Source organism: Bradyrhizobium sp. IAR9 (genome assembly GCF_013408065.1).
Classification (GTDB): domain Bacteria; phylum Pseudomonadota; class Alphaproteobacteria; order Rhizobiales; family Xanthobacteraceae; genus Bradyrhizobium.
Map to the genome: position 1 here is coordinate 18,106 of NZ_JACBZW010000020.1, position 24,957 is coordinate 43,062.

General features: G+C 65.3%; 20 protein-coding genes. 11 read left to right on the plus strand and 9 right to left on the minus strand.

Features of this window, described 5'->3' with window-relative positions; translation table 11 throughout:
* The 9 genes from GGD67_RS35750 to GGD67_RS35790 all read left to right on the plus strand — a co-directional run bounded on the left by GGD67_RS35750 (position 1) and on the right by GGD67_RS35790 (position 10,043).
* The gene (locus tag GGD67_RS35750; RefSeq protein ID WP_179739437.1) at positions 1-987 is read left to right on the plus strand and encodes an ABC transporter ATP-binding protein; all 987 of its coding nucleotides are present in this window, start codon (positions 1-3) and stop codon (positions 985-987) included.
* Positions 984-1,973, plus strand: coding sequence for an ABC transporter ATP-binding protein (locus tag GGD67_RS35755; protein WP_091953652.1), 990 nt, complete (start codon positions 984-986; stop codon positions 1,971-1,973). Before GGD67_RS35750 ends, GGD67_RS35755 begins: the two co-directional genes overlap by 4 nt.
* Positions 1,974-2,054: 81 nt before the next feature.
* Complete coding sequence (locus GGD67_RS35760; RefSeq protein ID WP_179739440.1) at positions 2,055-3,860, plus strand: gamma-glutamyltransferase family protein; 1,806 nt, start codon at positions 2,055-2,057, stop codon at positions 3,858-3,860.
* Positions 3,861-3,869: 9 nt separating this feature from the next.
* Complete coding sequence (locus GGD67_RS35765; RefSeq protein WP_018315566.1) at positions 3,870-4,580, plus strand: DUF1028 domain-containing protein; 711 nt, start codon at positions 3,870-3,872, stop codon at positions 4,578-4,580.
* The gene (locus tag GGD67_RS35770; RefSeq protein ID WP_179739443.1) at positions 4,577-5,566 is read left to right on the plus strand and encodes an ABC transporter ATP-binding protein; all 990 of its coding nucleotides are present in this window, start codon (positions 4,577-4,579) and stop codon (positions 5,564-5,566) included. The genes GGD67_RS35765 and GGD67_RS35770 overlap by 4 nt, the downstream gene beginning before the upstream one ends.
* The gene (locus GGD67_RS35775) at positions 5,566-6,672 is read left to right on the plus strand and encodes an ABC transporter ATP-binding protein (RefSeq protein WP_179739446.1); all 1,107 of its coding nucleotides are present in this window, start codon (positions 5,566-5,568) and stop codon (positions 6,670-6,672) included. The genes GGD67_RS35770 and GGD67_RS35775 overlap by 1 nt, the downstream gene beginning before the upstream one ends.
* 22 nt (positions 6,673-6,694) lie before the next feature.
* Positions 6,695-8,203 carry an ABC transporter substrate-binding protein gene (locus GGD67_RS35780; protein ID WP_179739449.1) on the plus strand — a complete coding sequence of 503 codons (1,509 nt, stop codon included), beginning with the start codon at positions 6,695-6,697 and terminating at the stop codon, positions 8,201-8,203.
* A 10-nt stretch (positions 8,204-8,213) separates the two neighbouring features.
* Positions 8,214-9,155 carry an ABC transporter permease gene (locus GGD67_RS35785; protein ID WP_018315562.1) on the plus strand — a complete coding sequence of 314 codons (942 nt, stop codon included), beginning with the start codon at positions 8,214-8,216 and terminating at the stop codon, positions 9,153-9,155.
* 3 nt (positions 9,156-9,158) lie between these two features.
* Positions 9,159-10,043 (plus strand): ABC transporter permease, encoded by an 885-nt coding sequence (locus tag GGD67_RS35790; protein WP_179739452.1) that lies wholly within the window; start codon positions 9,159-9,161, stop codon positions 10,041-10,043.
* 219 nt (positions 10,044-10,262) lie between these two features.
* Here GGD67_RS35790 and GGD67_RS35795 read toward each other — a convergent pair whose 3' ends face one another.
* The 9 genes from GGD67_RS35795 to GGD67_RS35835 form a co-directional block, all read right to left on the minus strand.
* Positions 10,263-11,009 (minus strand): hypothetical protein, encoded by a 747-nt coding sequence (locus GGD67_RS35795; protein WP_179739454.1) that lies wholly within the window; start codon positions 11,007-11,009, stop codon positions 10,263-10,265.
* Positions 11,010-11,018: 9 nt separating this feature from the next.
* A complete protein-coding gene (locus GGD67_RS35800; RefSeq protein ID WP_179739457.1) occupies positions 11,019-12,269 on the minus strand; it encodes an adenylate/guanylate cyclase domain-containing protein in 1,251 nt (416 codons plus the stop codon).
* Positions 12,266-12,655: a response regulator gene (locus GGD67_RS35805; RefSeq protein ID WP_018315558.1), complete on the minus strand. Its 390-nt coding sequence runs from the start codon at positions 12,653-12,655 to the stop codon at positions 12,266-12,268. Before GGD67_RS35805 ends, GGD67_RS35800 begins: the two co-directional genes overlap by 4 nt.
* Positions 12,652-15,249 (minus strand): ATP-binding protein, encoded by a 2,598-nt coding sequence (locus GGD67_RS35810; RefSeq protein ID WP_179739460.1) that lies wholly within the window; start codon positions 15,247-15,249, stop codon positions 12,652-12,654. The genes GGD67_RS35805 and GGD67_RS35810 overlap by 4 nt, the downstream gene beginning before the upstream one ends.
* Positions 15,250-15,395: 146 nt before the next feature.
* Positions 15,396-18,491 carry a MexW/MexI family multidrug efflux RND transporter permease subunit gene (locus GGD67_RS35815; RefSeq protein WP_038972774.1) on the minus strand — a complete coding sequence of 1,032 codons (3,096 nt, stop codon included), beginning with the start codon at positions 18,489-18,491 and terminating at the stop codon, positions 15,396-15,398.
* A gap of 70 nt (positions 18,492-18,561) precedes the next feature.
* Entirely contained in the window at positions 18,562-19,755 is a 1,194-nt protein-coding gene (locus tag GGD67_RS35820) for an efflux RND transporter periplasmic adaptor subunit (protein ID WP_018315555.1), read from the minus strand.
* Position 19,756: 1 nt separating this feature from the next.
* Entirely contained in the window at positions 19,757-20,443 is a 687-nt protein-coding gene (locus GGD67_RS35825) for a TetR/AcrR family transcriptional regulator (RefSeq protein ID WP_018315554.1), read from the minus strand.
* Positions 20,444-20,604: 161 nt separating this feature from the next.
* Entirely contained in the window at positions 20,605-21,195 is a 591-nt protein-coding gene (locus tag GGD67_RS35830) for a thiamine pyrophosphate-dependent enzyme (RefSeq protein ID WP_179739463.1), read from the minus strand.
* A complete protein-coding gene (locus GGD67_RS35835) occupies positions 21,192-21,734 on the minus strand; it encodes a phosphonopyruvate decarboxylase (protein ID WP_179739465.1) in 543 nt (180 codons plus the stop codon). Before GGD67_RS35835 ends, GGD67_RS35830 begins: the two co-directional genes overlap by 4 nt.
* A gap of 105 nt (positions 21,735-21,839) precedes the next feature.
* On the opposite strand from GGD67_RS35835, the gene GGD67_RS35840 reads away from it, so the two are divergent.
* Together GGD67_RS35840 and rocD are read left to right on the plus strand one after the other, a co-directional pair.
* Positions 21,840-23,060, plus strand: coding sequence for a cytochrome P450 (locus GGD67_RS35840; RefSeq protein WP_179739468.1), 1,221 nt, complete (start codon positions 21,840-21,842; stop codon positions 23,058-23,060).
* 195 nt (positions 23,061-23,255) lie between these two features.
* The gene (gene rocD / locus GGD67_RS35845; protein WP_179739471.1) at positions 23,256-24,470 is read left to right on the plus strand and encodes an ornithine--oxo-acid transaminase; all 1,215 of its coding nucleotides are present in this window, start codon (positions 23,256-23,258) and stop codon (positions 24,468-24,470) included.
* The last annotated feature ends 487 nt before the right edge of the window (positions 24,471-24,957 follow it).

Sequence of the window (24,957 nt, forward strand, 5' to 3'; positions counted from 1 at the left end):
ATGACCGAGCCCATCCTCTCCGTCCGCAACCTTCAGGTGGAGTTCGCCTCCCGCCGCGGCACGCTGCGCGCCATCGACGGCGTCTCCTTCGACATCGCCAAGGGCGAAGTGCTGGGCGTGGTCGGCGAATCCGGCGCCGGTAAATCCGTCACCGGCCTCGCCGTGATCGGCCTGATCGACCCGCCGGGCCGCATCGCCGGCGGCGAGATTCATCTCGCCGGCCTGCGCATCGACAATCTGCCGCCGGAGGAGATGCGCCGCATCCGCGGCAAACGGATCGGCATGATTTTCCAGGACCCCCTCACCTCGCTCAATCCGCTCTACCGGGTCGGCGACCAGATCATCGAGACGATCCGAACCCACCTGAACCTGTCCGAGACGGCCGCCCGCCGCCGCGCCATCGACCTGCTTGCCGAGGTCGGAATTCCCGCGCCGGAAAAGCGCATCGACGGCTACCCGCACGAATTCTCCGGCGGAATGCGCCAGCGCGTCGTGATTGCGCTGGCGATCTGCGCCGAGCCCGAACTCATCATCGCGGACGAGCCGACCACTGCGCTCGACGTCTCCGTGCAGGCGCAGATCATCTCGCTGATCAAGCGGCTCGGCCGCGACCACGGCACCGCCGTGATGCTGGTGACGCACGACATGGGCGTGATCGCGGAGACCTCCGACCGCGTCGCCGTGATGTATGCCGGCCGTGTCGCCGAGATCGGTCCGGTGCAGGATGTCGTCAGAAATCCGCTGCATCCCTATGCCAAGGGCTTGATGGGCGCGATCCCGACGCTGGCCGGCGACGACAAGCGTCTCATGCAGATTCCTGGCTCGATGCCGCGGCTGTCGGCGATCCCGCGCGGCTGCTCGTTCAACCCGCGCTGCGCGTTCGTGTTCGATCGCTGTCGTGTCGATCGACCCGAGCCGCTGCCGCGCGGTGCGCAATCGGTCGCCTGCCATCTCTATGACAGCGTGCCGGCGGAGAGCGCGGCATGAGCGCTTCCTTCGTCCAGGCCACAAATCTGCGCCGGGTGTTCGACGTCTCGAAACCCTGGCTCAACCGCGTGCTCGAAGGCGGCCATCTCGAATATCTCAAGGCCGTCGATCACGTCACCTTCGATATCAGGAAGGGCGAGACCTTTGCGCTGGTCGGCGAGTCCGGCTCGGGCAAGACCACGGTGGCGCGGATGGTCGTCGGCCTGCTGCCGCCGAGCTCCGGCGATGTCTTGATCGACGGCGTCTCGATGACCGATCCGCGGCAGGCGCCGGCGCGCCGAAAGCTGCGCCGCCGGATCCAGATGATCTTCCAGGACCCCTATGCGAGCCTGAACCCGCGCTTCCGCGTCGATGCCATCATCTCCGAGCCGATCCGCGCCTTCGACCTGATCCAGGGTGAGCGCGACATCCAGGCGCGCGTCGGCGAGCTGCTCAGCCTGGTCGGCCTGCATCCCGACGACCGGTTGAAGTTTCCGCACGAATTCTCCGGCGGCCAGCGCCAGCGCATCGCGATCGCCCGGGCGCTCGCATCGGATGCCGAGTTCATCGTCTGCGACGAGCCGACTTCGGCGCTCGACGTCTCGGTGCAGGCGCAGATCCTGAACCTGATGCGCGACCTGCAGGACAAGTTCGGTCTGACCTACATGTTCATCAGCCACAACCTTGCCGTGGTCCGCCACATGGCGAGCCGCGTCGGCGTGATGTATCTCGGCCGCATCGTCGAGATCGCGGAAGGACGCGAGCTGTTCGCCCGTCCGCGTATGCCCTACACCAAGATGCTGCTGGGTGCCGTGCCCGACCTCGCCATGAGCGGCCGCCAACGCATTCCGGTGAAGGGCGAGATCCCGAACCCGATCAATCCGCCGCCCGGCTGCGCCTTCAATCCGCGCTGCCCGCTGGCGTTCGATCTCTGCCGCAAGGAGACGCCGGAACTGATTGACGGCGTCGCCTGCCACGCCGTCAACACCGCGCCGGTCCCGGCGTGACGCGCGCGTGCCATGCTGGCAGCGCATTGGCGGCGCGGCATCGCCTGTGATCAATTGCGCGCGCCGCAAATGAGGTAATCCATGGCCAGCAATGTCAATCCCGATCCCTTCACGACCCGCCCCGAGATCGAGGGCACGTTCGGGGTCGTCGCCACAACCCACTGGATCGCGACCGCCGTCGGCATGGCCATCCTGGAAAAGGGCGGCAATGCCTTCGACGCCGGCGTTGCCGCCGCCTTCACGCTGCAGGTGGTCGAGCCGCATCTCAACGGCCCCGGCGGCGACGTGCCTGTCATCGTGCACGACGTGAAGCGCGGCCGCACCGAGGTGATCTGCGGCCAGGGCCCCGCCCCGGCGCGCGCCACCATCGCGCATTACAAGAGCGAAGGCCTCGACATGGTGCCCGGCACCGGCCTGCTCGCGGCCTGCGTCCCCGGCACCTTCGAATCCTGGATGATGCTGCTGCGCGACTACGGTACGATGCGCGTGCGCGACGTGCTGGAGCCCGCAATCTCCTATGCGCGCGACGGCTATACGCTGGTGGAGCGCGCCTGCGCCACGATCCAGACCGTCGAACAATTATTCCGCAAGCACTGGCCAACGTCGGCCGCCGTCTACCTGCCGAACGGCGAGGTGCCGAAGCCCGGCACGCTCTTTACCAACAAAACGCTGGCCGCGACCTACGCACGAATTCTCAGCGAAGCCGAGAGCGGCGGCGGTGGCCGTGATGCCGAAATCGAGCGCGCGCGCAAAGCCTGGTCGCAAGGCTTCGTCGCGGAAGCCATCGACAAATTCTGCCGGACGCAAGAGGTGATGGACGTCAGCGGTTCGCCGCATCGCGGCGTGCTCTCTGCCGACGACATGGCGCGCTGGCAACCGACGATCGAAGCGCCGCTCACCTACGACTATGGCCGCTATACCGTCTGCAAGGCCGGAGTCTGGAGCCAGGGTCCGGTGACGCTGCAACAGCTCGCGCTGCTGAAGGGCTTTGCCCTCGACGGGCTCGATCCCACCGGGCCGGAGTTCATCCATCTCCAGATCGAATGCGCAAAACTTGCCTTTGCCGATCGCGAAAAATTCTACGGCGACCCAAAGTTCAGCGAGATCCCGATCGCGACGCTGCTATCGGACGCCTATAACGACGAACGCCGCAAGCTGGTTACCGAGAAGGCTTCGCTCGATCTCCGGCCCGGCGCAATCGAGGGCTTTGGCGGCGTCGTCAAGCTGCGCCGCGCTGAAGGCCAGCGCGAGGCCGTTGGCGCGCTCGGCGCCGGTGAACCAACCGTGGGGCGCTTCGGCGAGGTGCGCGGCGACACCGTGCATTTCGACATTGTCGACAAAGCCGGCAACATGGTGTCTTCGACGCCTTCAGGGGGCTGGCTGCAATCTTCGCCCATCATTCCCGAGCTGGGTTTCTGCCTCGGCAGCCGCGCGCAGATGTTCGATTTGGAGAAGAACCAACCTGGTTCGCTCGCGCCGGGCAAGCGGCCGCGCACGACGCTGTCGCCGACCATGGCACTGCGCGACGGCGAGCCGTACCTCGCCTGGGGTTCGCCCGGCGGCGACCAGCAGGACCAGTGGATCACGCAGTTCTTCCTGCGCCATGTCCATTGCAATCTCAATCTGCAGGAGGCGATCGACGCGCCGGCTTGGCACTCCGAGCATTTCCCGATCTCGTTCTGGCCGCGTACAGCGCGCCCCGGCGTGCTCGTGGTCGAGAACCGCGTGCCCAAGGCGACGATCGAGAACCTTCGTGAGCGCGGACACATCGTGGAAGTTGGCCCCGACTGGTCCGAAGGCCGCCTCACCGCGGCCTCGCGCGTGGGCGTGCGGCGGCGCGCCGCCGCGAATCCGCGCGGCATGCAAGGTTACGCCGCGGGACGCTGAAGGCAGCACATGACCTGGTCGATCATCGCGCGAGACCCTGCTACCGGCCAGTTCGGCATCGCCGTTGCGACCCGCTTCTTCGCCGTTGGGGCACGCGTGCCGTATATTGCTGCCGGCGTCGGCGCCATCGCGACGCAGGCCTTCGTCAATCCCTATTACGGCATCGACGGCGTCAAGCTGCTGCGGGAGGGCCTCAATGCGCACGACGTGCTGGCCGCGCTGCTCGCGACCGACGATGGCCGCGAGAGCCGTCAGATCCACATCATGGATGCGAGCGGCGAGATCGCCGCCCATACCGGGCGCGACTGCGTCGACTGGTGCGGGCACATCGCAGGCAGCGGGTTCTCCATCGCCGGCAACATGCTGGCTGGCGCCGACGTGCTCGACGAGACCGCGAAGACCTATATCGCCAATGACAGCCTGTCCTTCCCGCGCCGCCTGCTCGCCGCGATGCGAGCGGGCGAAGCCGCCGGCGGCGACAAGCGCGGCAAGCAGTCCGCCGCGCTCTTGATCCATGGCGAGGAGGAATGGCCGGCACTGGATATTCGCGCCGACGACCATCCCGATCCGATCAGTGAGCTCGAACGGCTTGAGCAGGTCAGCCACGAGCTATGGGTTCATTTTCGCACATCCATGCCGACGCGGCAGAACCCGGCCGGCAATACCGATCGCAGCGTCATCGACGCCAGCATCCAAGCAGCGCGTGCAAGGCAATCATGAGCGCGAGCCCCCTCATCGAGATCAGGGACCTCCGCATCCGTTTCCACGGCGACGACGGCCGCATCACCCACGCGGTCGACGGTGTCGACCTCAGTGTCGCCAACGGCGCGACGCTCGGCCTCGTCGGCGAATCCGGTTGCGGCAAGAGCGTGACGTCGCTGGCGATCATGGGCCTGTTGCCGAAGCAAAGTGCGGAGATATCGGGCGCGATCCGCTTCGACGGCCTCGATCTCCTGCGGACGCCGGACCAGACCCTGCGCAATCTGCGCGGCAACCGGCTCGCGATGATCTTCCAGGAGCCGATGACCTCGCTCAATCCGAGCTTCACCATCGGCGACCAGATCATCGAGACCATTTTGCGCCACCGCGGCGGCTCGCGGAAAAGCGCGCGCGAGCGGGCGATCGAGCTGCTGCGCCGCGTCCACATCCCCTCGCCCGAGCGGCGGATCGACGAATATCCGCACAAGCTCTCCGGCGGCATGCGCCAGCGCGTGATGATCGCGATGGCGCTGGCCTGCGATCCGCGCCTGCTGATCGCGGACGAGCCGACGACCGCGCTCGACGTCACCTTGCAGGCGCAAATCCTGGAGCTGATGCGGGAGTTGAAAGCGGCAAGCGGCGCCGCGATCATCCTGATCACGCACGATCTCGGCGTGGTCGCCGAGGTCTGCGACGAGGTCGCGGTGATGTATGCCGGCGAGATCGTCGAGCGCGCGCCGGTGGACGACTTGTTCTCGGCGCCGCAGCATCCCTACACCGTCGGCCTGCTCGGCTCGATCCCGCGGCTCGACCATCGCGCCGAACAGCTTGCGACGATCGAGGGCATGGTGCCGAACATGGCGCAGCCGCCCGCCGGCTGCCGCTTCGCCGCACGCTGCCCGTTCGTGCTGGACGCCTGCACCAAGGCACCGCCGCCATTGATCGAAGTCAGTCCCGGCCACCTCTCGCGCTGCATCCGCGCGCCGCTCGAACGTCTGGTGTCGTGATGGCACTGCTCGAGGTCACGGGCCTGGTCAAGCACTTCGTCGCCGAGCGCTCGCTGTTCGGCCGGGCGCTGGCGCACGTCAAGGCGGTCGATGGCGTCTCCTTCTCGCTCGAAGCCGGCAAGACGCTGGCGCTCGTCGGCGAATCCGGTTGCGGCAAATCCACCGTCAGCCGCCTGGTGCTGCGGCTGATCGAGCCGGATGCGGGCACGATCCGGTTCGACGGCCGCGATCTTCTCTCGCTTGATCCCAATGCGCTGCGCGCCTTCCGCCGCGAAGCGCAGATCATCTTTCAGGACCCCTACGCCTCGCTCAATCCGCGCATGACCGTCGGGCAGATCCTCACCGAGCCGCTGGCGCTGCACGATCTCGTGCCGCCGGCAGAGCGGCGCGCGCGCGTCGCGGAAATCTTGCGGCTGGTCGGGCTGGAGCCGAGGCTGGCACGGCGGTATCCGCACGAATTCTCCGGCGGCCAGCGCCAGCGCATCGCCATCGCCCGCGCGCTCGCGGTCGAGCCGAAGCTGATCATCTGCGACGAGCCGGTCTCGGCGCTCGACGTCTCGATCCGCTCGCAGATCCTCAATCTGCTGCGCGAGCTGCAGGACCGGCTCGGCCTCGCCTACATTTTCGTCTCGCACGACCTCGCCGTGGTCAAGCACATCGCCGACCACGTCGCGGTGATGAATCTCGGCCAGATCGTCGAGACGGCGGAGGCGGATGCGCTGTTCGCCTCACCCCGACATCCCTATAGCCGAGCGCTGCTGTCCGCGATCCCGCTGCCACAGCCGAAGGCGAAGCGCGCGACCGTCCTGCTCGAGGGCGAGATCCCGAGCGCGCTCAATCCGCCCGCCGGCTGCCGCTTCCACACCCGCTGCCCGTTCGTGATCGAGCGCTGCCGCAACGAGGCGCCTGCGCTTCTAGCTGACGGCGCTGGCCACGCCGCCGCCTGTCACCGCACGGCGGAGCTGCCGTCTGCCGACGCCATCCTGCCGGCAGCCGGCGGGTTTTCGCCGGCGCTTGGAAAATTGGTCGCGGCCTTCAGCCGAAAGACGGAAGGCGGGAGCCCTGCCGGGGTTGGTATACAAGGCGCCGCGCCCACAACGACGTAGCCGAAGCAACGGGGATTGTCCGATGAAGATGTTTCGCCTGGCCGCAACGGCCGCCGCTGTCCTGCTGTCGCTTGGAGCCGCGCAGGCCCAGACCACGCTGCGCATCGGCCTCGCCGAGGATCCTGATATCCTCGATCCCACGATGGCGCGCACCTATGTCGGCCGCATCGTGTTCTCCGCCTTCTGCGACAAGCTGTTCGACATCGACGAGAAGCTCAACATCGTGCCGCAGCTCGCCCTGTCGAGCGAGACCGCCGACGACGGCAAGGCGCTGGTCATCAAGCTCCGGCCCGGCGTAAAATTCCACGACGGCGAGCCATTCGACGCCGAAGCCGCAAAGTTCTCGCTGGAGCGGCATCTGACGTTCCCCGGCTCGTTCCGCAAGCCCGAGCTCGCCTCGGTCGATCATATCGAAATCGTCGATCCCCTCACGGTCAAGCTGGTGCTGAAGTCGCCGTTCTCGCCGCTGCTCGCTCAGCTCACCGACCGCGCCGGGATGATGGTGTCGCCAAAGGCGGCGAAAGAGGCCGGCGACAAGTTCGGCCTGCGTCCGGTCTGCGCCGGCCCGTACAAATTCGTCGAGCGCGTGCAGCAGGACCGCATCGTGTTCGAGAAATTCGCGGACTATTGGAACAAGGACAACGTCTTCATCGACAAGATCGTGTTCCAGCCGATCGTCGATGCCACGGTGCGGCTCGCCAACCTGAAATCCGGCGGCCTCGATTTGATCGAGCGCGTGCTCGCCACCGACCTGAAGGAAGTCCGCGCGGATTCACGGCTGAAGGTCGCGACCGCGATCGAGCTTGGCTATCAGGGCGTCACGCTCAACATCGGCAAGGACAAGGCCAAGGGGCCGCTCAGCCAGTCCGCCAAGGTGCGCCAGGCGCTCGACCTTGCGATCGACCGCGACGCCATCAACCAGGTCGTGTTCAACGGCGAGTTTCAGGTCGGCAATCAATGGGTCAACCCTGATCATCCCTACTATCAGAAATCCCTTCCGGTCCGTCCCCGCAACGTCGAGAAGGCCAAGGCATTGCTAAAGGAGGCCGGCGTGACACCGCCGGTCAGCGTCGATTTCCTGGTGCCGAAGGGCGCGGAGACCGAGACGCCGGCGCAGGTCATCCAGTCGATGGCGGCCGAGGCCGGGTTCGACATGAAGATCCGCCTCACCGAATTCGCGACCGGGCTGAAGCAGGCGGAGTCCGGCGATTACCAGGCCTATATGCTGGCGTGGAGCGGGCGCGTCGATCCCGACGGCAACACCTTTGTATTCCTGCACAGCGGTGCGCCGCAGAATTACGGCGCGTGGAACAACCCGCAGGCCGACAAGGCGCTGGAGGACGCGCGATCGGTCACCGATCCCACCAAGCGCAAGGCCAGCTATGAGGCCCTGGCCAAGTTGGTCCAGGACGAGGAGCCGCTGCTGTACCTCTACCACCGCCGCATCATCATCGCGCACACGACCAAGCTCGAAGGCTACAAGCAGATGCCCGACGGCCTCGTGCGCGTGATCGGGCTCAAGCTGAAGTGACGCCGCCAGAATGCTGAACTTCCTCGCCCGCCGCCTCGCGCAGATCGTGCCGACGCTGTTCTTCGTCTCGGTACTGATCTTCTCGCTGCAGCAATTGCTGCCGGGCGATCCCGCGCTGGTGATGGCGGGCGAAGAGCGCGATCCGGCCGTGATCGAACAGATCCGCCGCCAGTACCGGCTCGATCAGCCGGTCCCGGTGCAGTACGCCTACTGGATCAAGGGCGTACTCTCAGGCGATTTCGGCGAGTCGCTACGCAACAAGATGCCGGTGCGCGAGCTGATCGCTCAGAAGCTGCCGGTGACGCTGCAGCTCGGCGGCATGGCGATCGTGATCGCGTTCCTGATCGGCATCCCCGCCGGCATCGTCGCAGCCGTGAAGAAGGGCTCGGCCTGGGATTACGGTGCGAACCTGTTTGCGCTGTGGGGCATCTCGACGCCGAACTTCTGGCTCGGGATCATGCTGATCTTCCTGTTCTCGATCGAGCTTGGCTGGCTGCCGGCTTCCGGCTACGTGCCGCTCACCGAGAACTGGCGCGCGAGCCTGGCGGTCACCATCATGCCGGCTTTCGTGCTCGGCAACGCGATTGCCGCGGTCCTGATGAGGCATACCCGCAGCGCCATGCTGCAGGTGCTGGAAAGCGACTACGTCCGCACCGCCCGGGCCAAGGGACTGTTGGAGCGCTCGGTGATCCTGAAGCACGCGATGCGCAATGCGCTGACGCCCGTCATCACGCTCGGCGCGCTCGAGCTCGGCACGCTGTTATCAGGCGCCGTCCTGACCGAGCAGATCTTCTCCATTCCCGGCTTCGGCAAGCTGATCGTGGATGCCGTCTTCAACCGCGACTACGCCGTGGTGCAGGGCGTCGTGCTGGTGACGGCCACGATCTACATCACGCTGAACCTCGTTGCCGACATCGCCTATATCCTCGTCAATCCGCGGCTGCGGGGCTAGAGCATGACCGACGCCGCGCTGCCGGGCCCTCTCACGCAAGCCGACGAGCTGGATAGCCCGGCCCGCCGCGCGCGTCGGCGGCTGTTCAAGCGCAAGGCGGCGGTGTTCGGGCTCGTCGTGCTCACGATGTTCATCGTGCTCGCCGTGCTGGCTCCGCTCATCGTGCCCTATGATCCCATCGCGACGAGCTGGAGCCTGGTGCGCAAGCCGCCCACCGCGGCGCATTGGTTCGGCACCGACGAGCTCGGCCGCGACATCTTCAGCCGGATCGTCTACGGCGCGCGCGCCTCGCTGCTTGCGGGCCTCATCTCGGTAGCGATCGCGCTCGGCATCGGCGTGCCGCTCGGCCTGCTCGCCGGCTATCGCGGCGGCTTCGTCGATGCGCTGATCAGCCGGATCACGGATGCGATGCTGGCCTGCCCGTTCCTGATCCTGGCGATCGCGCTGGCGGCGTTCCTCGGGCCGAGCCTCGGCAATGCCATGATCGCAATCGGCATCTCCGCAACGCCGATCTTCATCCGCCTGACCCGCGGCCAGGTGCTCGTCGTCAAGGCCGAGGACTATGTCGAGGCCGCGCGCGCGCTCGGCAACCCGCCGTGGCGGATCGCGCTGTCGCATATCCTGCCGAACATCCTGCCCGCGCTGCTGGTGCAGGCGACGCTCTCGATCGCCGCCGCCATCATCGCCGAAGCCGCGCTGTCGTTCCTCGGCCTCGGCCAGCAGCCGCCGGCGCCGTCCTGGGGCAGCATGCTCAACGCCGCGCAACGCTTCCTGACGCAGGCGCCGTGGATGGCGATCTGGCCGGGGCTTGCGATCTTCCTCGTAGTGCTGTCGCTGAACCTGCTCGGCGACGGCCTGCGCGACGCGCTCGATCCGCGGCAGCGCTGAGATCTTAAGAAAGAGACCTCGCCTGGCGCGCCGACGGCGGTAGCGTTCCCTCCCCCCTTGTGGGGGAGGGCTAGGGAGAGGGGTAGCCCAGGAAAAGGTGCCGGTTGATTGCGCGCGGAGGACGGCTGCGCCACGGAGGGAATCCCCGTGTGGCACCCCCCTCCCTGCCCCTCCCCAACAAGGGGGGAGGGAACGGAGAGAGCGTTGCCGTCAGAAACTCTAGATCACCACTTCCCGCAATACCCGACGGCAATCCATCTCGTATTCGAGATCGACCACGGGCGGGCGGGCGAAATGCCAGGTCAGGCCGGAGCGCAGCGCGCCGCGGCGGACCAGTTCGTCGGCGAGTGCGTGGTGGAAGTCGTGCACGGAGTAGGCCTGCACCGCGGTGGTGTCGCTCCAGCCGAAGCCGAAGGCCGCCATGCGGTTTTCCATCTGCGACGTCGTCGTGAAGCGCACCTTCTCCCGCAGCCCCTCCGGACTGAGGTCGCGATAGCGCACGGTGCGCTCGACATAGGTGCCGCTGCCCTCGCGCGCCTCGGCGCCGCCTGATATCACGAAGGACGGCGCTTTCGAGCGGGTCGGACGCGTGAACGAGAACGCGTAGAACGACGGCTCTGACGGCGGATCGATCTCGGGACAGACATTGCTGCGCGCCACCGGATTGGTGGTGCCGTCGAAGATGCTCCATTCGGACAGCGTCTTCACATAGTGCAGGTTGAACGCGCGAAAGCCCTCTTCGCTGAAGGCTGCCGGTGAACGCAGCTCGCAGGCGCAGAATGCCGTCAGCGGCCGTCCTGCCTCCTGAATGAATCTTGCCGCCAGTGCAAACCCTTCCGCGAGCGGCACCAGACGATCGAAGCGGACACGCTCGATCTCGTAGCCGTCGTCCGCGGCCGCGCCGGCCGAATACTGGAACACGGACGGAATGAAGCGGTAATTGCCGGCAGCGAACTCACGAACCATGGCGAACTCCTATTCCAGTTGCATGCGAATGCCCTTGGCGCCGTTGAGTAGGCGCTTCAGGTGAAAGCCGGCCAGGGAATCGTCGGCGTGCATGCCGACCAGCGCGGCAAAGGCCGGCATGGCCGCGGCATCACCGGCCTCCATCTTGGCGAAAGCCTCCGAATACAGCGCCGTTTCCGGCGCTTCGAACTTGCCCGGTGGGAGCGGCTCGAACGCGCGCAACGGCTCGCTGCGTCCGCGCAGCATCAGCTCCCCCACGGGGCGGCCTTGAAAATTCTCAGCCGCCTCGGCGACGCTGGCGCTGACGCAAATGCGGGTGCCCAGATGCTTGTTGGCGGCCTCCAGCCGCGCCGCGATGTTGATGGAGTCCCCATACGCGGTGTAATCGAAGAAGCGGTTGCCGCCGAAATTGCCGACCAGCGCGGGACCGGCGTGAATGCCGATGCGGGTGGCACCGAAGGTCACGCCCATCGCGCTCTGGCGCGCGCGAAAGTCCTGCGCCCAGGCATCGAGCTCATGGGCGCAGGCGACCGCACGCGTGGCATAATCCGGCTGATCGCCGGGCGCGTTGAAGAGCACCTGGATCGCATCGCCGATGATCTTTGCGACCGTGCCCTCATGGGCGAAGACGATTTCGGTCATGCCGCCGACATACTCGTTAAGCAACTTGCCCAACGTCTCGGGCGGTGCGCTCTCGACTAATGAGGTGAAGCCGGTAATATCGGTGAAGATGGTGGCGACATCGCGCCACTGCACTTCGATGCCCTCGCCGTCGCCGCTGGCGGCCAGACGCTTGGCAAGCTCGGGCGAGAAATGACGCGATAGCGCGGCATGGGCGCGCTCGGCTTCCATCTGGCGCCGCCGCACCTCGCGCAGCATCTCGATATGGCGGATGGTCTTCTCGATGGTGGCTTCCAGATCGGCGAAGTCGATCGGCTTGGTCAGGAAGTCGAACGCGCCGCGGTTCATTGCGGTGCGGATATTGCTCATGTCGCCATAGGCCGAGACGATGATGGTCGACTTCTTGTCCTCGGCCTCCTGGAGTTTCGCGAGCAGCGAGAGGCCATCCATCCTGGGCATGTTGATATCGGAGACCACCATGTCGACCTGTGGGTTCTGCTCGAGCGAGGCCAGCGCCTCGATACCGTCGCGGGCGAATATGATGGCGACCTGTCCGTCGCGGATCTGCCTGCGAAACTTTTGCAGGACCAGCGCTTCGAGATCCGGCTCGTCGTCGACGAAGAGGATGGTCGCGCTCATGCGGCTTGCTCGAGCCTCGTGTCGATCTCCTGTCGCAGCAAGGCAAAGTCGATCGGCTTGGTGAGAAGCCCGACGGCGCCGCGCTCGATCGCCTTTCGCCGCGTCTCGGCGTCGCCATAGGCCGTGATCATGATGACGGGGACGTCCGGATGCGCGGCACGCACCTTCGGCAGCATGTCGAGCCCGCTCATGCCGGGCATGTTGATGTCGGACAGGATCAGGATCAGCGAAGGATCGCGAACCTCGGCGGCCCGCTTGAGCGCATCGGGCGCCGAGGAGGCGAACTCCATCTGGAAGCGGCCGGCGCGCAGCTCGCGCCGGAATTGCTGCCGGAACAGCGCCTCGACGTCGGGCTCGTCGTCGACGACCAGGATGTAAACGTTCACGACTTGCCTCCGGAAGTGCCGTCCGCCGCCATCGTGCGCGGCAGGGTGATGATGAACTCGGTGAATACACCTTGTGTGGTGTTCACGTCGATGGTGCCACCGTGCTGCTTCACGACGATGTCATGGCTCATGGAGAGGCCGAGCCCAGTGCCCTCGCCGGCCGGCTTGGTGGTGAAGAAGGGATTGAACATCTTCTCCTTCACCTCGGGCGGAATTCCCGTGCCATTGTCACGAATCCGGATCTCGACCCTGCCGCCAAGGTCCTTTGTTGCTGCGCTCAAACTCGGCTCGAAGGTCTCACCCGCGCTCTCCTTGCGCTTGGCCGTGGCATAGAAGCCGTTCGAGATCAGGTTGAGCAAGACGCGCGTGATCTCCTGCGGATAGATGTCGACCATACCGGCAGCGGGATCGAACGTGCGCTGGAGCGTAACGTTGAAGGACGGCCGTTCGGCGCGCGCGCCATGATAGGCGAGATTGAGGCTCTCCTCGACGATCGCATTGATGTCGACGGCCCGATGCTCGCCGGAACCCTCGCGCGAATGCAGCAGCATGTTCCTGACGATGGAATCGGCGCGCTTGCCGTGCTGCACCACCTTCTCGAGATTGCTCCTGAGCATGCGGGTCAGCTCGTCGACCTCCTCCCTGGACTTGCCGTCGAGCGCAGCCGATTGCAGCGCCTCGTTGAGCTCATCGATCAGCTCCGTCGAGAGAGCGGAGAAATTGTTGACGAAGTTGAGCGGGTTCTTGATCTCGTGGGCGATGCCGGCGGTGAGCTGGCCGAGCGAGGCAAGCTTCTCGGTCTGGATCAGGCGATCCTGGGCGGCGCGCAGCTCGCTCAGGGATTGGGACAGTGCCTCGGTGCGCTCACGCAACTCTCGAAGCAGCCGCGTGTTCTCGATGGCGATGACCGCTTGCCTGGTGAAGTTTTCGACCAGCGCGATCTGCTTGTCCGTGAAGAGCCGTACCTCCTTTCGAAAGATCGTAATCGCGCCGATCAATTGATCTTCCTTAAGCATGGGCACGACCATGAGCGTGCGGGCTCCGGCAACCTCCACCATCGGAATGACATTGGGAACGCGAGCCAGGTAAGCCGAGCTCTCCCTAAGATCGGGAACCTGCGAAGACTTGCGTGTCTTGACGACAGTTTCAAGCGAGGTGCCGGGATAAGGACGCATCGGTGTGCGTCGCCTGAAATCAGAGAACTCGGAGGGAAGGTTGTAGTCCGCAGCCAGATTGAACTCTTCGCCGTCCCAAAAATTCATCGTTCCAAAGGATGCGCCGCACACGCGCGTGGCATTCTCCAGCATCTTGCGAAACACCGGCTCCAGCTCGCCCGGCGAGGAGCTGATCACTTCCAATACTTCGGACGTTGCGGTCTGCTGTTCCAGCGATTCCCGCAGTTCCGCAGTGCGCTGCTCGACCTTGTTTTCGAGGTCGGCATAGGATTCCTGCAAGCGCGCGCCCATGTCGTTGAACTGGTCGGCGAGCCCTTCGAGCTCGTCGCCCGTCCGGATCGAGATGCGCTGGGAGAAGTCGCCACCGCCGATCCTTTCCGCACCGCTGCGCAGCGCCTGGATCGGCCCGACCATGCGGCGCGCAAGGAATACCCCCGCAAGCACCGCGAAGATCGACGCCCCGAGCAGCACGATCGCAAGCCGCTGCAGCGAGGCGTAGAGCGACGCATAGGCCTCCTCGACCGGCAGCTCGACGAACATGGTCCAGTGCAACGGCTCGATTGGCGCCGACGCGGTCAGGACCTTCTGGCCCTGGATGTTGCGCGCTTCCTCGAGCGCGTCCGGCATGGTGCCGCCGGCAGCCTGCGCGGCGCGCACCTGTGCGAGGCCGGACATGTCGGTATTGCGCAGCACGAGACTGATATCGGGATGCGCGATCAGGCGCCCTTCCGGGCCGACGACATAGGCATGCCCGTGCTGGCCGACCTTGATCTGCGAGACCACGTCCCAGATCAGCTTGAGATTGACCTCGGCGATGCTGACACCGGCATCCCTGCGCGCGCCGGCCAGCGCCAGCGTCATGTAGGGCTCAGACTCCCGGCGGAAATAGACCGGACCGTAATAGACCTTGTGCGCGACCGCCTCGGTGAACTTCGGATCATTGGACAGGTCGATCCCGCTCTCGATCGCATCCATCGCCAGCCGCGAGACCCGCAACCGTTCCTTGCCGGTCGAATCCACCTGGGCAAGCTCGGTGATCCCGGGCACCTGGCGCAGCAGCCGCAGCGCGTCGAACCGGCGCTGCTCGGTCGAGCCCGCCGACCACGGCAGTTGCGTCGTCCATCCGAGCTGGTTCTCGATTTCCTTGACGAATTGGCCGATCTTGGCTGCGGCCGCCTCGGCCTGCTCATGCTGGACCCGGATCAGCGAAGCCTTGTGCTCGCGATAATAGAAGAAGACCTCGAACAGGCCGTTGGCCAGCAGCGCGATGGCGACGACAGCCACGAACAGCGCGACATATTTGGTGAACAGCCGAGTCCTGATCCCCCGCCCCGCACCCGCGCCGGCAGCGACGCCATCCGAGGCCGCGCTCGGCAGCGTCCTGGCTTGCGGGGTGTCGGGATGGAGAGAAAGGCTCATCACCCGGAACCTAGCAAGAAGACGGGACCTTGTCTTTCGCAAGCGCGGGATAAGGCCCCATCCAGTGAGCCCGGCGCCCGGACGCAACAAAAAGGGCGACAGCGGACCCGCCGCTGCCGCCCTCGTTCGCTTGCTAGCTTGCGGCGTCAGGTCGGCCGCAGGGCCTTGGAGCCAAGGTCGAGCTCATTGACCTGCTTGTTCCGCTCGGAATCGGCGGCCGCGCGATGGTCGGTTGCCAGCACCACATAGACCGCGGGCAGCACGAACAGCGTGAACAGCGTGCCGATCGACATGCCGGCCACGACGACCAGGCCGATCGAGAAGCGGCTGGCCGCGCCCGCGCCGGTCGCAGTCAGGAGCGGGATCAGTCCGGTCACCATCGCGGCCGTCGTCATCAGGATCGGCCGCAGGCGGATGCGGGCCGACATTTCGATGGCCGAGCGGCGGTCGAGCCGCTCGTTGACCTGGAGCTCGTTGGCGAACTCCACCATCAGGATGCCGTGCTTGGTGATCAGGCCGACCAGGGTGAGCAGACCGACCTGGGTGTAGATGTTCATGGTCGCCACGCCGAAGAACAGCGGGATCAGCGCACCGACGATCGCCATCGGCACCGAGATCATGATCACCAACGGGTCACGCAAGCTCTCGAACTGCGCGGCCAGCACCAGGAAGATGATGATGAGCGCGAAGCCGAAGGTGATCGCAAGCTGATTGCCTTCCTGCACGTACTGCCTGGAGTCGGCGAGATAGTCGTGGCTGAAGCCTTGCGGCAGCTTCTTGGCCTCGCTTTCGAGGAAGTCGACCGCCGCACCGACGGTCACGCCGGGCATCGGCACGGCCGAGAACGTCGCCGAATTGAGCTGATTGTAGTGCGTCAGCGAGTTCGGATCGGTCTTGGTCTCGATCGACACCACCGTCGACAGCGGAAGCTGCTGGCCGGTGTTGGTCGTCACATAGAAGCCACCGAGCGATTCCGGCGACAGCCGCTTGGCGCGCGGAACCTGCGGGATCACCTGGTAGGACCGGCCCTCCAGATTGAAGCGATTGACGTAGTTGCCACCCAGCAGGACCGCGAGCGTGGCGCCGAGGTTCTGCATATTGACGCCGAGATCCTGCGCCTTGGTGCGGTCGATCGTGACCTTCACGTTCGGCTGGTTGTAGGCAAGATCGCTGTCGGAGACGATGAACATGCCGCTCTTGCGCGCAGCGTCCTTCAGCTTCTCCATCTGCTCATAGACCGTCTGGAACCCGGCGGTGGAATTGATCACCATCTGCACCGGAAGACCGCCCGGCCCGCCCGGCAGCGGCGGCAGGTTGAATGCGAAGGCCTGCACGCCCTCGATCTTGGAGAGCTCGGCCTGCACCAGCGGCTTCAACTGGATCGACGAGCGCTTGCGCTCCTCCCAGGGCTTGAGCAGCATGCCGGCGATGCCGCCCTGCGGGCCGTTGATGCCGTTCAGCACGAAACGCAGATCGGTCTCGGGGAATTTCGAAAATTCGTGGTCGAGCTTGTCGCCGTAGAAATCGACATAGTCGATGTTGGCGTATTTCGGCGCTTTGGTCACCGCGAACACGATGCCCTGGTCTTCCTCGGGCGCCAGCTCCTTCGACGTGTGCATGTAGAGGAAGCCGACGAGTCCGAGGATCGTCACCGCGAACAGGCCCGTGATCGCCTTGTAGTCGAGCGAGCGGTCGAGCCTGCGGCCATACCAGCGCGTCAACGCACCGAACACCTTGTTGACGGCCTTGGCGAAGCGGCCCTCTTCGGTGTTCTTCAGCAGCACCGAGCACATCATCGGCGACAATGTCAGCGCGATCACGCCCGACACGATCACCGAGCCCGCCAGCGTGAAGGCGAATTCGCGGAACAGCGATCCGGTGAGGCCGCCAAGGAAGCCGATCGGCGCGTACACCGCGGCGAGCGTGATGGTCATCGAGATGACCGGGCCGACGATCTCGCGCGCGCCTTGCAGCGACGCCTGGACCGGCGTCTTGCCCTCCTCCAGATGGCGATGGATGTTCTCCACCACGACGATGGCGTCGTCGACCACGAGGCCGATCGCGAGCACCATCGCGAGCAGCGTCAGAAGGTTGAAGCTGAATCCCAGCGCCAGCATCAGGGTGCAGACGCCGATCATCGACAAGGGAATCGTGACGACGGGAATGATGACCGACCGCAGCGACGCCAGGAACAGGAAGATGACCACGATCACGATGATCACGGCTTCGCCGAGCGTCTTCTCCACCTCGTCGATCGAGGACTGGATGAACTTGGTCGAGTCGTAGGCGACCTTCATCTTCATCGACGGCGGCAGATTGCGCTCGAGCTCGGGGAACAGCGCGCGCACGCCCTTGACCAGCGTCAGCGGGTTGCCCTGTGGGGTTGCCTGCACACCGATGAAGATCGCGTGCTCGCCGTTGAAGGCGACGCTCGCATCCGTGCTTTGGGCGGCAAGCTCGACGGTGCCGATGTCCTCCATCCGCACGAAGCCGCCGTCCTTGGCCTTGACGATCATCTTCTTGAACTGGTTGACGTCGGTCAGGCCCGTGTTCGTCGAGACGTTCGAGACGATGAGATAACCCTTGGTCTGCCCCGCCGCGGACTGGAAGTTGTTGGCGGTGATCGCCGCCGCGACGTCGGCCGGCGACACGTTGCGGCCGGCCATCTTCTCGGGATCGAGCCACAGCCGCATCGCGAAGGTCTGGCCGCCGAGAATGTCGGCGGAAGCCACACCGTCGACGGTCGACAGCACCGGCTGCACCACGCGCGTCAGATAATCCGAGATCGCCGAGCCCGAGAGCTCCTCGGACGAGAAGCCGAGATACATCACGGCCGTAGTCTGGCCCGTAGTCTTGGTGACGATTGGGTCGTTGGATTCCTTCGGGATCAGGTATTTGACCGAATTCGTCTTCGCCAGCACCTCGGTGAGAGCCTGGTTCGGATCGAAGTTCAGCTTGATGTAGACCTGGATCGTCGAGGTGCCAAGCACCGAGGACGAGGTGATGTAGTCGACGCCCTCGGCGGACGCGACCGCCTGCTCGATCGGCGTGGTGATGAAACCCTGGATCAGATCCGCGGACGCGCCCGGATAGACGGTCGTGATGTTGATGACCGTGTTCGACAGCTTCGGATATTGCCGGATCGGCAGCACCATCGCCGCGCGCAGGCCGATCAGCAGGATCAGCAGGCTGACGACGACCGACAGAACCGGGCGTTTGATGAAAATATCGGTAAAGCGCATCGCGGCGATCTCGATCTAGATGTCTCAAGAAAAGTGATCCGGCCGAGCCGGATCACTTGAATGCAGAGGGTCAGTAGCGCGGCGGCTGCGCCGGGATCTGCGGAGCCGGGTCGGTCGAAATCGACACCGCCGCGCCCGATTGCAGCTTGAGCTGGCCGACGGCAACGACCTTGTCGCCCGCCTTCACGCCCTTGATGATTTCGACGCGACCTTCGACCCGGTTGCCGGTCTGCACAAAGGTGCGCACCGCGGACAGGCTGGTCTTGCCGTCTTCTTCCTTCTTCTCGGTGATCACGAACACCGAGTCGCCGTACAGCGTGTAGTCGACCGCCGTCTCCGGAACGGTGATCACGGCCGGCTTGTCCGGCAGCACCACCGTGGTGGTCACGAACATGCCGGGCTTCAGGATCTTCTCCGGATTGGCGATCGTCGCCTGCACGCGGATGTTGCGGGTGTCGGTCGAGATTTGCGGTTCGATCGTGGTGATCTTGCCTTCGAAGATACGGCCCGGATAGGCATCGACCTTCAACTTGACAGTCTGGCCGACCTTGAGGCTGCCGGAATCCTTTTCCGTCACGGTGAAGTTGGCCCACAGCTCCGACAGATCGGTCAACGACACGATCGCCGTACCCGCCGTCAGATACTGACCGACCTCGACCTTGCGGACGCCGAGATCGCCGGAGAACGGTGCGCGCACCAGCTTCTGCGAGATCAGCGCCTCGGTCTTGGCGATGCCGGCCTGCGCCTGGTCGTAGGCGGCCTGCGCGGTATCGACGGTCGCCTGCGGACCGAACTGGCGCGCGGCCAGCTGCTTGGCACGATCAAGCGACAGCTGCGCGACGGTCGCCTGGGCCTTGTAATTGGCAAGGTCGCCCTGCTCCGGCGCGTCGAACAGCTGGACCAGCGGCGTGCCGGCTTCGACGCGCGTGCCCGGCGCGAACTTGATCTCGGTGACGCGGCCGTTGACGTCGGCACTGACGTCGACCTGGTGCACGGCGACGAGGCCGCCGACCGCGGTGAGCAGGTTCGGCACCACCTCGGACTTGGCCTCCGCCGCGCTGACCGCGGTCGGCGGCGGCTTGTTGTTGGCGAAGAACTGCTTGATCATCTGGCCGCGGAAATAATTGAACCAGACGAGGCCGCCGACCAGCACCGCCAGGAGCGTGCCGACGATGATGAACCAGAGCACCGGCCGGACCGGACGCTTGGGAGCCTTGTTGTCGATCGGTTCGCCCGAAATCTTGTGTTCGGTTACGATGTTCATGTCATGCACTCTCTGCAATCGCCGCCTTGCCGGCACCCGCGGCCTGATTGTGGCCCAGATGCGAAGCAATTGCGGCGTCGTTAAGTCCGATACCCCTCAGGAGAAACTCACACAGCTGCCGCTCGAGGTCTTCAGCCTTGCCGTAAGCGAGGCAAGGCGTGGCCGGCAGCCTGGTCAGCGCCGCAGTCATCACCGAGTGATGCGCAAACCAGAACAGGTTGAGTGGATTGCCGCTGCATGGCCGCGCGTCCCCGGCGGCAACGGCACGTTCGAGCGAGGAGACGAAGATCGCCCCGATCAGCGTCTCGATCTTGGCATACAGCAAACGGGCGAATTCGCCATCATCCAAATGGCTCGTGGCCATCAGTCGCAGGCGCTGAGCCTCTTCCTGATCGGGACCGTCAGCGATGTGCAGGAAATGCTCGACCATGCCGCGGATCACTTCGACCAGCGTGGCGGTCGAAGGCTCCCGCTCGAGAAGCTCGGTGAGCGCCGGGTCGGCCTCGCATTCGTCGCTGAGGATTTCGGCGTAGAGCGCCGCCTTGGACGGGAAATGCTTGAACAGCAACGCCTCGGAAATGGCAGCGGCGGCCGCCACGCTCTTGGTCGTGGTGCCGGTATAGCCATGTCGGGCAAAGCAGCGTTTCGCGGCTCCGAGGATCAATTGACGCCTCAGGTCGCTCGTCATACGCAATGAGCTCATGCTAGTGAGTAAGCACTCACCCACGCAAAAAGTCAAGCACTATGTTGCATCGCAACCTGAGTGCGTCGTTAGTTCAGTGGAAATTGGCCCTGCCTGCACGGCTTCCGTGCAGGACCTGGGCGCCGGTGGGAATGGACAGGCCCGCCCTAGATTGGCTGGAAGCCGAGGTCGCCGCGGATCCGGTTGAGGATGTAAGTCCCGTCCCGGCTTGGCAAAATCCGCTCAAGGCTGGCGCTGTCGATCTTCATATTGGCAAAGCGCGGCCCCGCAGAGACGTCGTGGACGGCTTTGGCAAAGGCCTCGACCTCGGCCATGGTCGTGACGGCCCGGCTATCCCCGATGCCGCAGGCCTTGGCGACGCCAACGAGATCGGCGGCAGCGCAGGTGTGGCTGGTCTGGCCGCCCGTTTCGCCATAGGCCTCGTTGTCGAGCACTGCGATCGAGAGGTTGGACGGCTTCTGCAGCCCGATGGTGGCCAGGCTGCCCATGCCCATCAGCATCTCGCCGTCGCCGGTGATGACCAATACCGGCAGTTTTGGCTGCGCCAGGGCGAGCCCCAGCCCGATCATCGCGGCGCCGCCCATGCCGCCCCAGAGGTAGAAATTGCGGGCGTGGTCGCCGGCCGCGCACATGTCGTTGGTGGAGGCTCCGAGGCCGCCGATCGCGACGACGTCCTTGCGGTTCGCGAGCAGCGTGGACACCACCTGGCGGCGATCGAGGAGATTAGCCTTGCTCATTTGGTGAAAACCTTGGCGCCGATCAGGCGCTGCGACAGAAGGACAGCGGTGGGGGTGAGCGCGTTGTAGGCTTGCGACGCAGCGGCTTCGAGCACGGCCGGCACCTCGGCCGCGCTGGAGGCCCGCAGCACCTGGACACCCGACAGCTCGAACACGCCCTGCGTGGTCGAGCCCATCGGCACCTGCCACGGATTGAACTCGCCCCACTCGCCGCGCATGGTCACCAGCGTCAGGAACGGGAAGCGCAGGATCGGGATCAGCGACAGCATGTTGATGCAATTGCCGACGCCGCTCGACTGCATCAGCAGGACGCCGCGCTGTCCGCCGGCCCAGGCGCCGGCGAGAAGCGCCACGCCCTCCTCTTCCGTCGTGAGCGGAATGCCGCGCATCGTGGACGATGCCAGCACGCGCTGGATCAGCCTCGAATGGCCGGCATCCGGCACGTAAGGCACCTGCTTGATATCGAAGCGTTGCAAGGTCGCGAAAATATCATCGGGCCAATTCGGCGCCGTGTCGGCAGCGTCAGCGCGTGCGTGCATTTTCCTGTCCGGTCGGCTAGCAAGGTGGGCAGACTGTAGACGCATGCATGCGCCGACCAGAACAACAAAAACGGCATAACGGCTTTAACCGGCGAGTATAACGGGATGAACGCAGATGCGAAGGCGCTGGCGGCAAGCTTCGACCTCGAGAAGCTGACGCCGGAATTCTACGACGACCCCTACCCGACCTATCGTGCACTGCGGGAGAACGAGCCGGTCAAGCGTCTGCCGAACGGCACCGTGTTCCTGACCCGCTATGACGATCTCGTCACCACCTACAAGAACACCAAGTCGTTCAGCTCGGACAAGAAGCGCGAGTTCGCGCCGAAATACGGCGACACCCCGCTCTACGAGCATCACACCACCAGCCTCGTCTTCAACGATCCGCCGGCGCATACCCGCGTGCGTCGCCTGATCATGGGCGCGTTGTCGCCGCGGGCGATCGCCGGCATGGAGCCTGACATCGTCAAGCTGGTGGACGGTCTGCTCGATGCCATCGCGGCCAAAGGGGCTTGCGAGCTGATCGAGGATTTCGCCGCGTCGATCCCGATCGAGGTGATCGGCAATCTGCTCGACGTGCCTCATGAGGAACGCGGGCCACTGCGCGACTGGTCGCTGGCGATCCTTGGTGCGCTCGAACCCGTGGTGTCGCCCGAGGTCGCCGCGCGCGGCAACCAGGCGGTGACGGATTTTCTCAGCTATCTCCAGACGCTGGTGGCACGCCGGCGCGACAAGCCGGGCAATCCCGAGCGCGATGTGCTGACACGCCTGATCCAGGGTGAGGAGAATGGCGAGCGGCTGACCGAGAAGGAGCTGCTGCACAATTGCATCTTCCTGCTCAATGCCGGGCACGAGACCACCACCAATTTGATCGGCAACGGCCTCGTCGCGCTGGATCGCAATCGCGACCAGAAGCAGCGGCTGATCGGCAATCCCGACATGATCAAGACCGCCGTCGAGGAGATGCTGCGCTATGAGAGCTCGAACCAGCTCGGCAACCGCATGACCACGGAAAGGATCGAACTCGGCGGCGTCATGCTCGATGCCGGCACATCGGTGACGCTGTGTATTGGCGCCGCCAACCGCGATCCCGCACAGTTTCCGGACCCCGAGAGCTTCGACATCGCGCGCACGCCGAACCGGCATCTCGCCTTCGCCACCGGCGCGCATCAATGCGCCGGCATGGCGCTGGCGCGGCTGGAGGGCGCGATTGCGATCTCGCGCTTCCTGGCGCGCTTCCCGAACTATGCCGTCAGCGGCCAGCCGGTGCGGGGCGGACGGGTGCGGTTTCGCGGCTTTTTGAGCGTGCCCTGTACGATCGGCTGAGGGCTCGACACCAAAAACTGCGAAAACAACCCCATGCACAGTAGAGAACCCTCTGATACTTTTGGCAAATCAGATCGGGCTACGCCACCGGAAGGGATGAAGACTTCCAAGGCGGCAAGTTGATACCCAGATCAAGCTGAGGGCCGGCGGTGCAGTCGGTTGGCACCGCCGCGCGCAGCCATGGAGTGACGACAGATGAGCGCGTCGGTCATTGATTTCGTCGCAACGGAAGCACGCTTTGGGGCCCATAATTACGAGCCGATCGGGGTCGTCCTGTCCCGCGGCGAAGGTGTCTGGGTCTGGGATACCGAGGGCAACCGCTATCTCGATTGCCTCTCAGCCTATTCGGCGGTCAGCCAGGGCCACTGCCACCCCAAGATCCTGGCGGCGATGGTGGAACAGGCGCACAGGCTGACGCTCACTTCGCGCGCCTTCCACAACGACCAGCTCGCCCCCTTCTACGAAGAGATCGCGGCACTGACCGGCTCCCACAAGGTGCTGCCGATGAACAGCGGCGCCGAGGCGGTCGAAAGCGCGATCAAGTCGGTGCGCAAATGGGGCTACGAGGTGAAGGGCGTGCCGGACGGCCGGGCCGAGATCATCGTCTGCGCCAATAATTTCCACGGACGCACGCTGGGCATCGTCGGCTTTTCAACCGACCCCGACACTCGCACACATTTCGGCCCGTTCGCGCCGGGCTTCAAGATCATCCCGTTCGGCGACGCCACGGCGCTGGCGGAGGCAATCACACCAAACACGGTCGCCTTTCTGGTCGAGCCGATCCAGGGCGAAGCCGGTGTCATCCTTCCTCCAGCCGGTTATTTCGCTGAGGTGCGGGAGCTCTGCACCACCAACAACGTGATGCTGGTGCTCGACGAGATCCAGACCGGGCTCGGCCGCACCGGCAAGCTTCTCGCCGAACAGCACGAGGGAATCGAGGCGGACGTGACGCTGCTCGGCAAGGCCTTGTCCGGCGGCTTCTATCCGGTGTCGGCCGTGCTCTCGAACAACGACGTGCTCGGGACATTGAGGCCCGGCCAGCACGGTTCGACGTTCGGGGGCAATCCGCTTGCCTGCGCGGTGGCGCGCGCGGCGCTGCGCGTGCTGACCGAGGAAGGCATGATCGAGAACGCGGCCAGGCAGGGCGCGCGCTTTCTGGAAGGCTTGAAAGACATTCGTGCCAACACGATCCGCGAGGTGCGCGGACGCGGCTTGATGCTGGCGGTTGAGCTGCATCCTGAGGCCGGCCGCGCCCGCCGCTACTGCGAGGCGCTTCAGAGCAAGGGCATCTTGGCCAAGGATACCCACGAGCAGACGATCCGCATCGCTCCGCCGCTGGTGATCACAAGCGACCAGGTCGACTGGGCGTTAGAGCGGCTCGCCACCACCCTGACGCAGGATTTCTCTTGAGGCAGCCTGCGTCGGAAGATCGCAATGCCGGCCGCGGCCGGCAACGAACGATTCCGCCAGCTGTGCGTTGAACGTCGTGGGCGATTACGAGCTGGGAGCGACAATCATGCTTCCGCATGGCGCTTGCCTTACGGCTGCTTTCATTGGTGTCTCGATGCTGGCGACGAGCGTCGGCGCGCTCGCCCAAGGACCCGGCCAGGGACATGGAAGGGGCGGACCTGCCGGTCCGGCCGCAGCGCCGGCAGCACGGCCAGCAGCACCGCCGGCCATGGCCCGTCCGGCGGCGCCGCCAGCGATGGCACGTCCCGCCGCCCCGGCGTTCCATCCACCGGCCATGCCGCAGCGACCGGCCATGGCGCCGCGCCCGGCGCCCCACATCGCCGCACCGCCGCCGCGTCCGGGCCCCCGTTTTGCAGCACCACCGCCGCGAGCCGCCCCGCACGTGGCAGCGCCGCGACCTGAAATCCACCGGGCGCCGGCAGCACCA

Excerpts from the sequence above, each read along its gene's own strand:
- GGD67_RS35800 (WP_179739457.1), bottom strand. The coding sequence starts at position 12,269 with ATGAGCGCGACCATCCTCTTCGTCGACGACGAGCCGGATCTCGAAGCG.
- GGD67_RS35770 (WP_179739443.1), top strand. The coding sequence starts at position 4,577 with ATGAGCGCGAGCCCCCTCATCGAGATCAGGGACCTCCGCATCCGTTTC.
- GGD67_RS35810 (WP_179739460.1), bottom strand. The coding sequence starts at position 15,249 with ATGAGCCTTTCTCTCCATCCCGACACCCCGCAAGCCAGGACGCTGCCG.
- GGD67_RS35835 (WP_179739465.1), bottom strand. The coding sequence starts at position 21,734 with ATGCACGCACGCGCTGACGCTGCCGACACGGCGCCGAATTGGCCCGAT.
- rocD (WP_179739471.1), top strand. The coding sequence starts at position 23,256 with ATGAGCGCGTCGGTCATTGATTTCGTCGCAACGGAAGCACGCTTTGGG.
- GGD67_RS35840 (WP_179739468.1), top strand. The coding sequence starts at position 21,840 with ATGAACGCAGATGCGAAGGCGCTGGCGGCAAGCTTCGACCTCGAGAAG.
- GGD67_RS35765 (WP_018315566.1), top strand. The coding sequence starts at position 3,870 with ATGACCTGGTCGATCATCGCGCGAGACCCTGCTACCGGCCAGTTCGGC.
- GGD67_RS35795 (WP_179739454.1), bottom strand. The coding sequence starts at position 11,009 with ATGGTTCGTGAGTTCGCTGCCGGCAATTACCGCTTCATTCCGTCCGTG.
- GGD67_RS35820 (WP_018315555.1), bottom strand. The coding sequence starts at position 19,755 with ATGAACATCGTAACCGAACACAAGATTTCGGGCGAACCGATCGACAAC.
- GGD67_RS35780 (WP_179739449.1), top strand. The coding sequence starts at position 6,695 with ATGAAGATGTTTCGCCTGGCCGCAACGGCCGCCGCTGTCCTGCTGTCG.
- GGD67_RS35755 (WP_091953652.1), top strand. The coding sequence starts at position 984 with ATGAGCGCTTCCTTCGTCCAGGCCACAAATCTGCGCCGGGTGTTCGAC.
- GGD67_RS35830 (WP_179739463.1), bottom strand. The coding sequence starts at position 21,195 with ATGAGCAAGGCTAATCTCCTCGATCGCCGCCAGGTGGTGTCCACGCTG.
- GGD67_RS35750 (WP_179739437.1), top strand. The coding sequence starts at position 1 with ATGACCGAGCCCATCCTCTCCGTCCGCAACCTTCAGGTGGAGTTCGCC.
- GGD67_RS35785 (WP_018315562.1), top strand. The coding sequence starts at position 8,214 with ATGCTGAACTTCCTCGCCCGCCGCCTCGCGCAGATCGTGCCGACGCTG.
- GGD67_RS35775 (WP_179739446.1), top strand. The coding sequence starts at position 5,566 with ATGGCACTGCTCGAGGTCACGGGCCTGGTCAAGCACTTCGTCGCCGAG.
- GGD67_RS35815 (WP_038972774.1), bottom strand. The coding sequence starts at position 18,491 with ATGCGCTTTACCGATATTTTCATCAAACGCCCGGTTCTGTCGGTCGTC.
- GGD67_RS35790 (WP_179739452.1), top strand. The coding sequence starts at position 9,159 with ATGACCGACGCCGCGCTGCCGGGCCCTCTCACGCAAGCCGACGAGCTG.
- GGD67_RS35825 (WP_018315554.1), bottom strand. The coding sequence starts at position 20,443 with ATGACGAGCGACCTGAGGCGTCAATTGATCCTCGGAGCCGCGAAACGC.
- GGD67_RS35760 (WP_179739440.1), top strand. The coding sequence starts at position 2,055 with ATGGCCAGCAATGTCAATCCCGATCCCTTCACGACCCGCCCCGAGATC.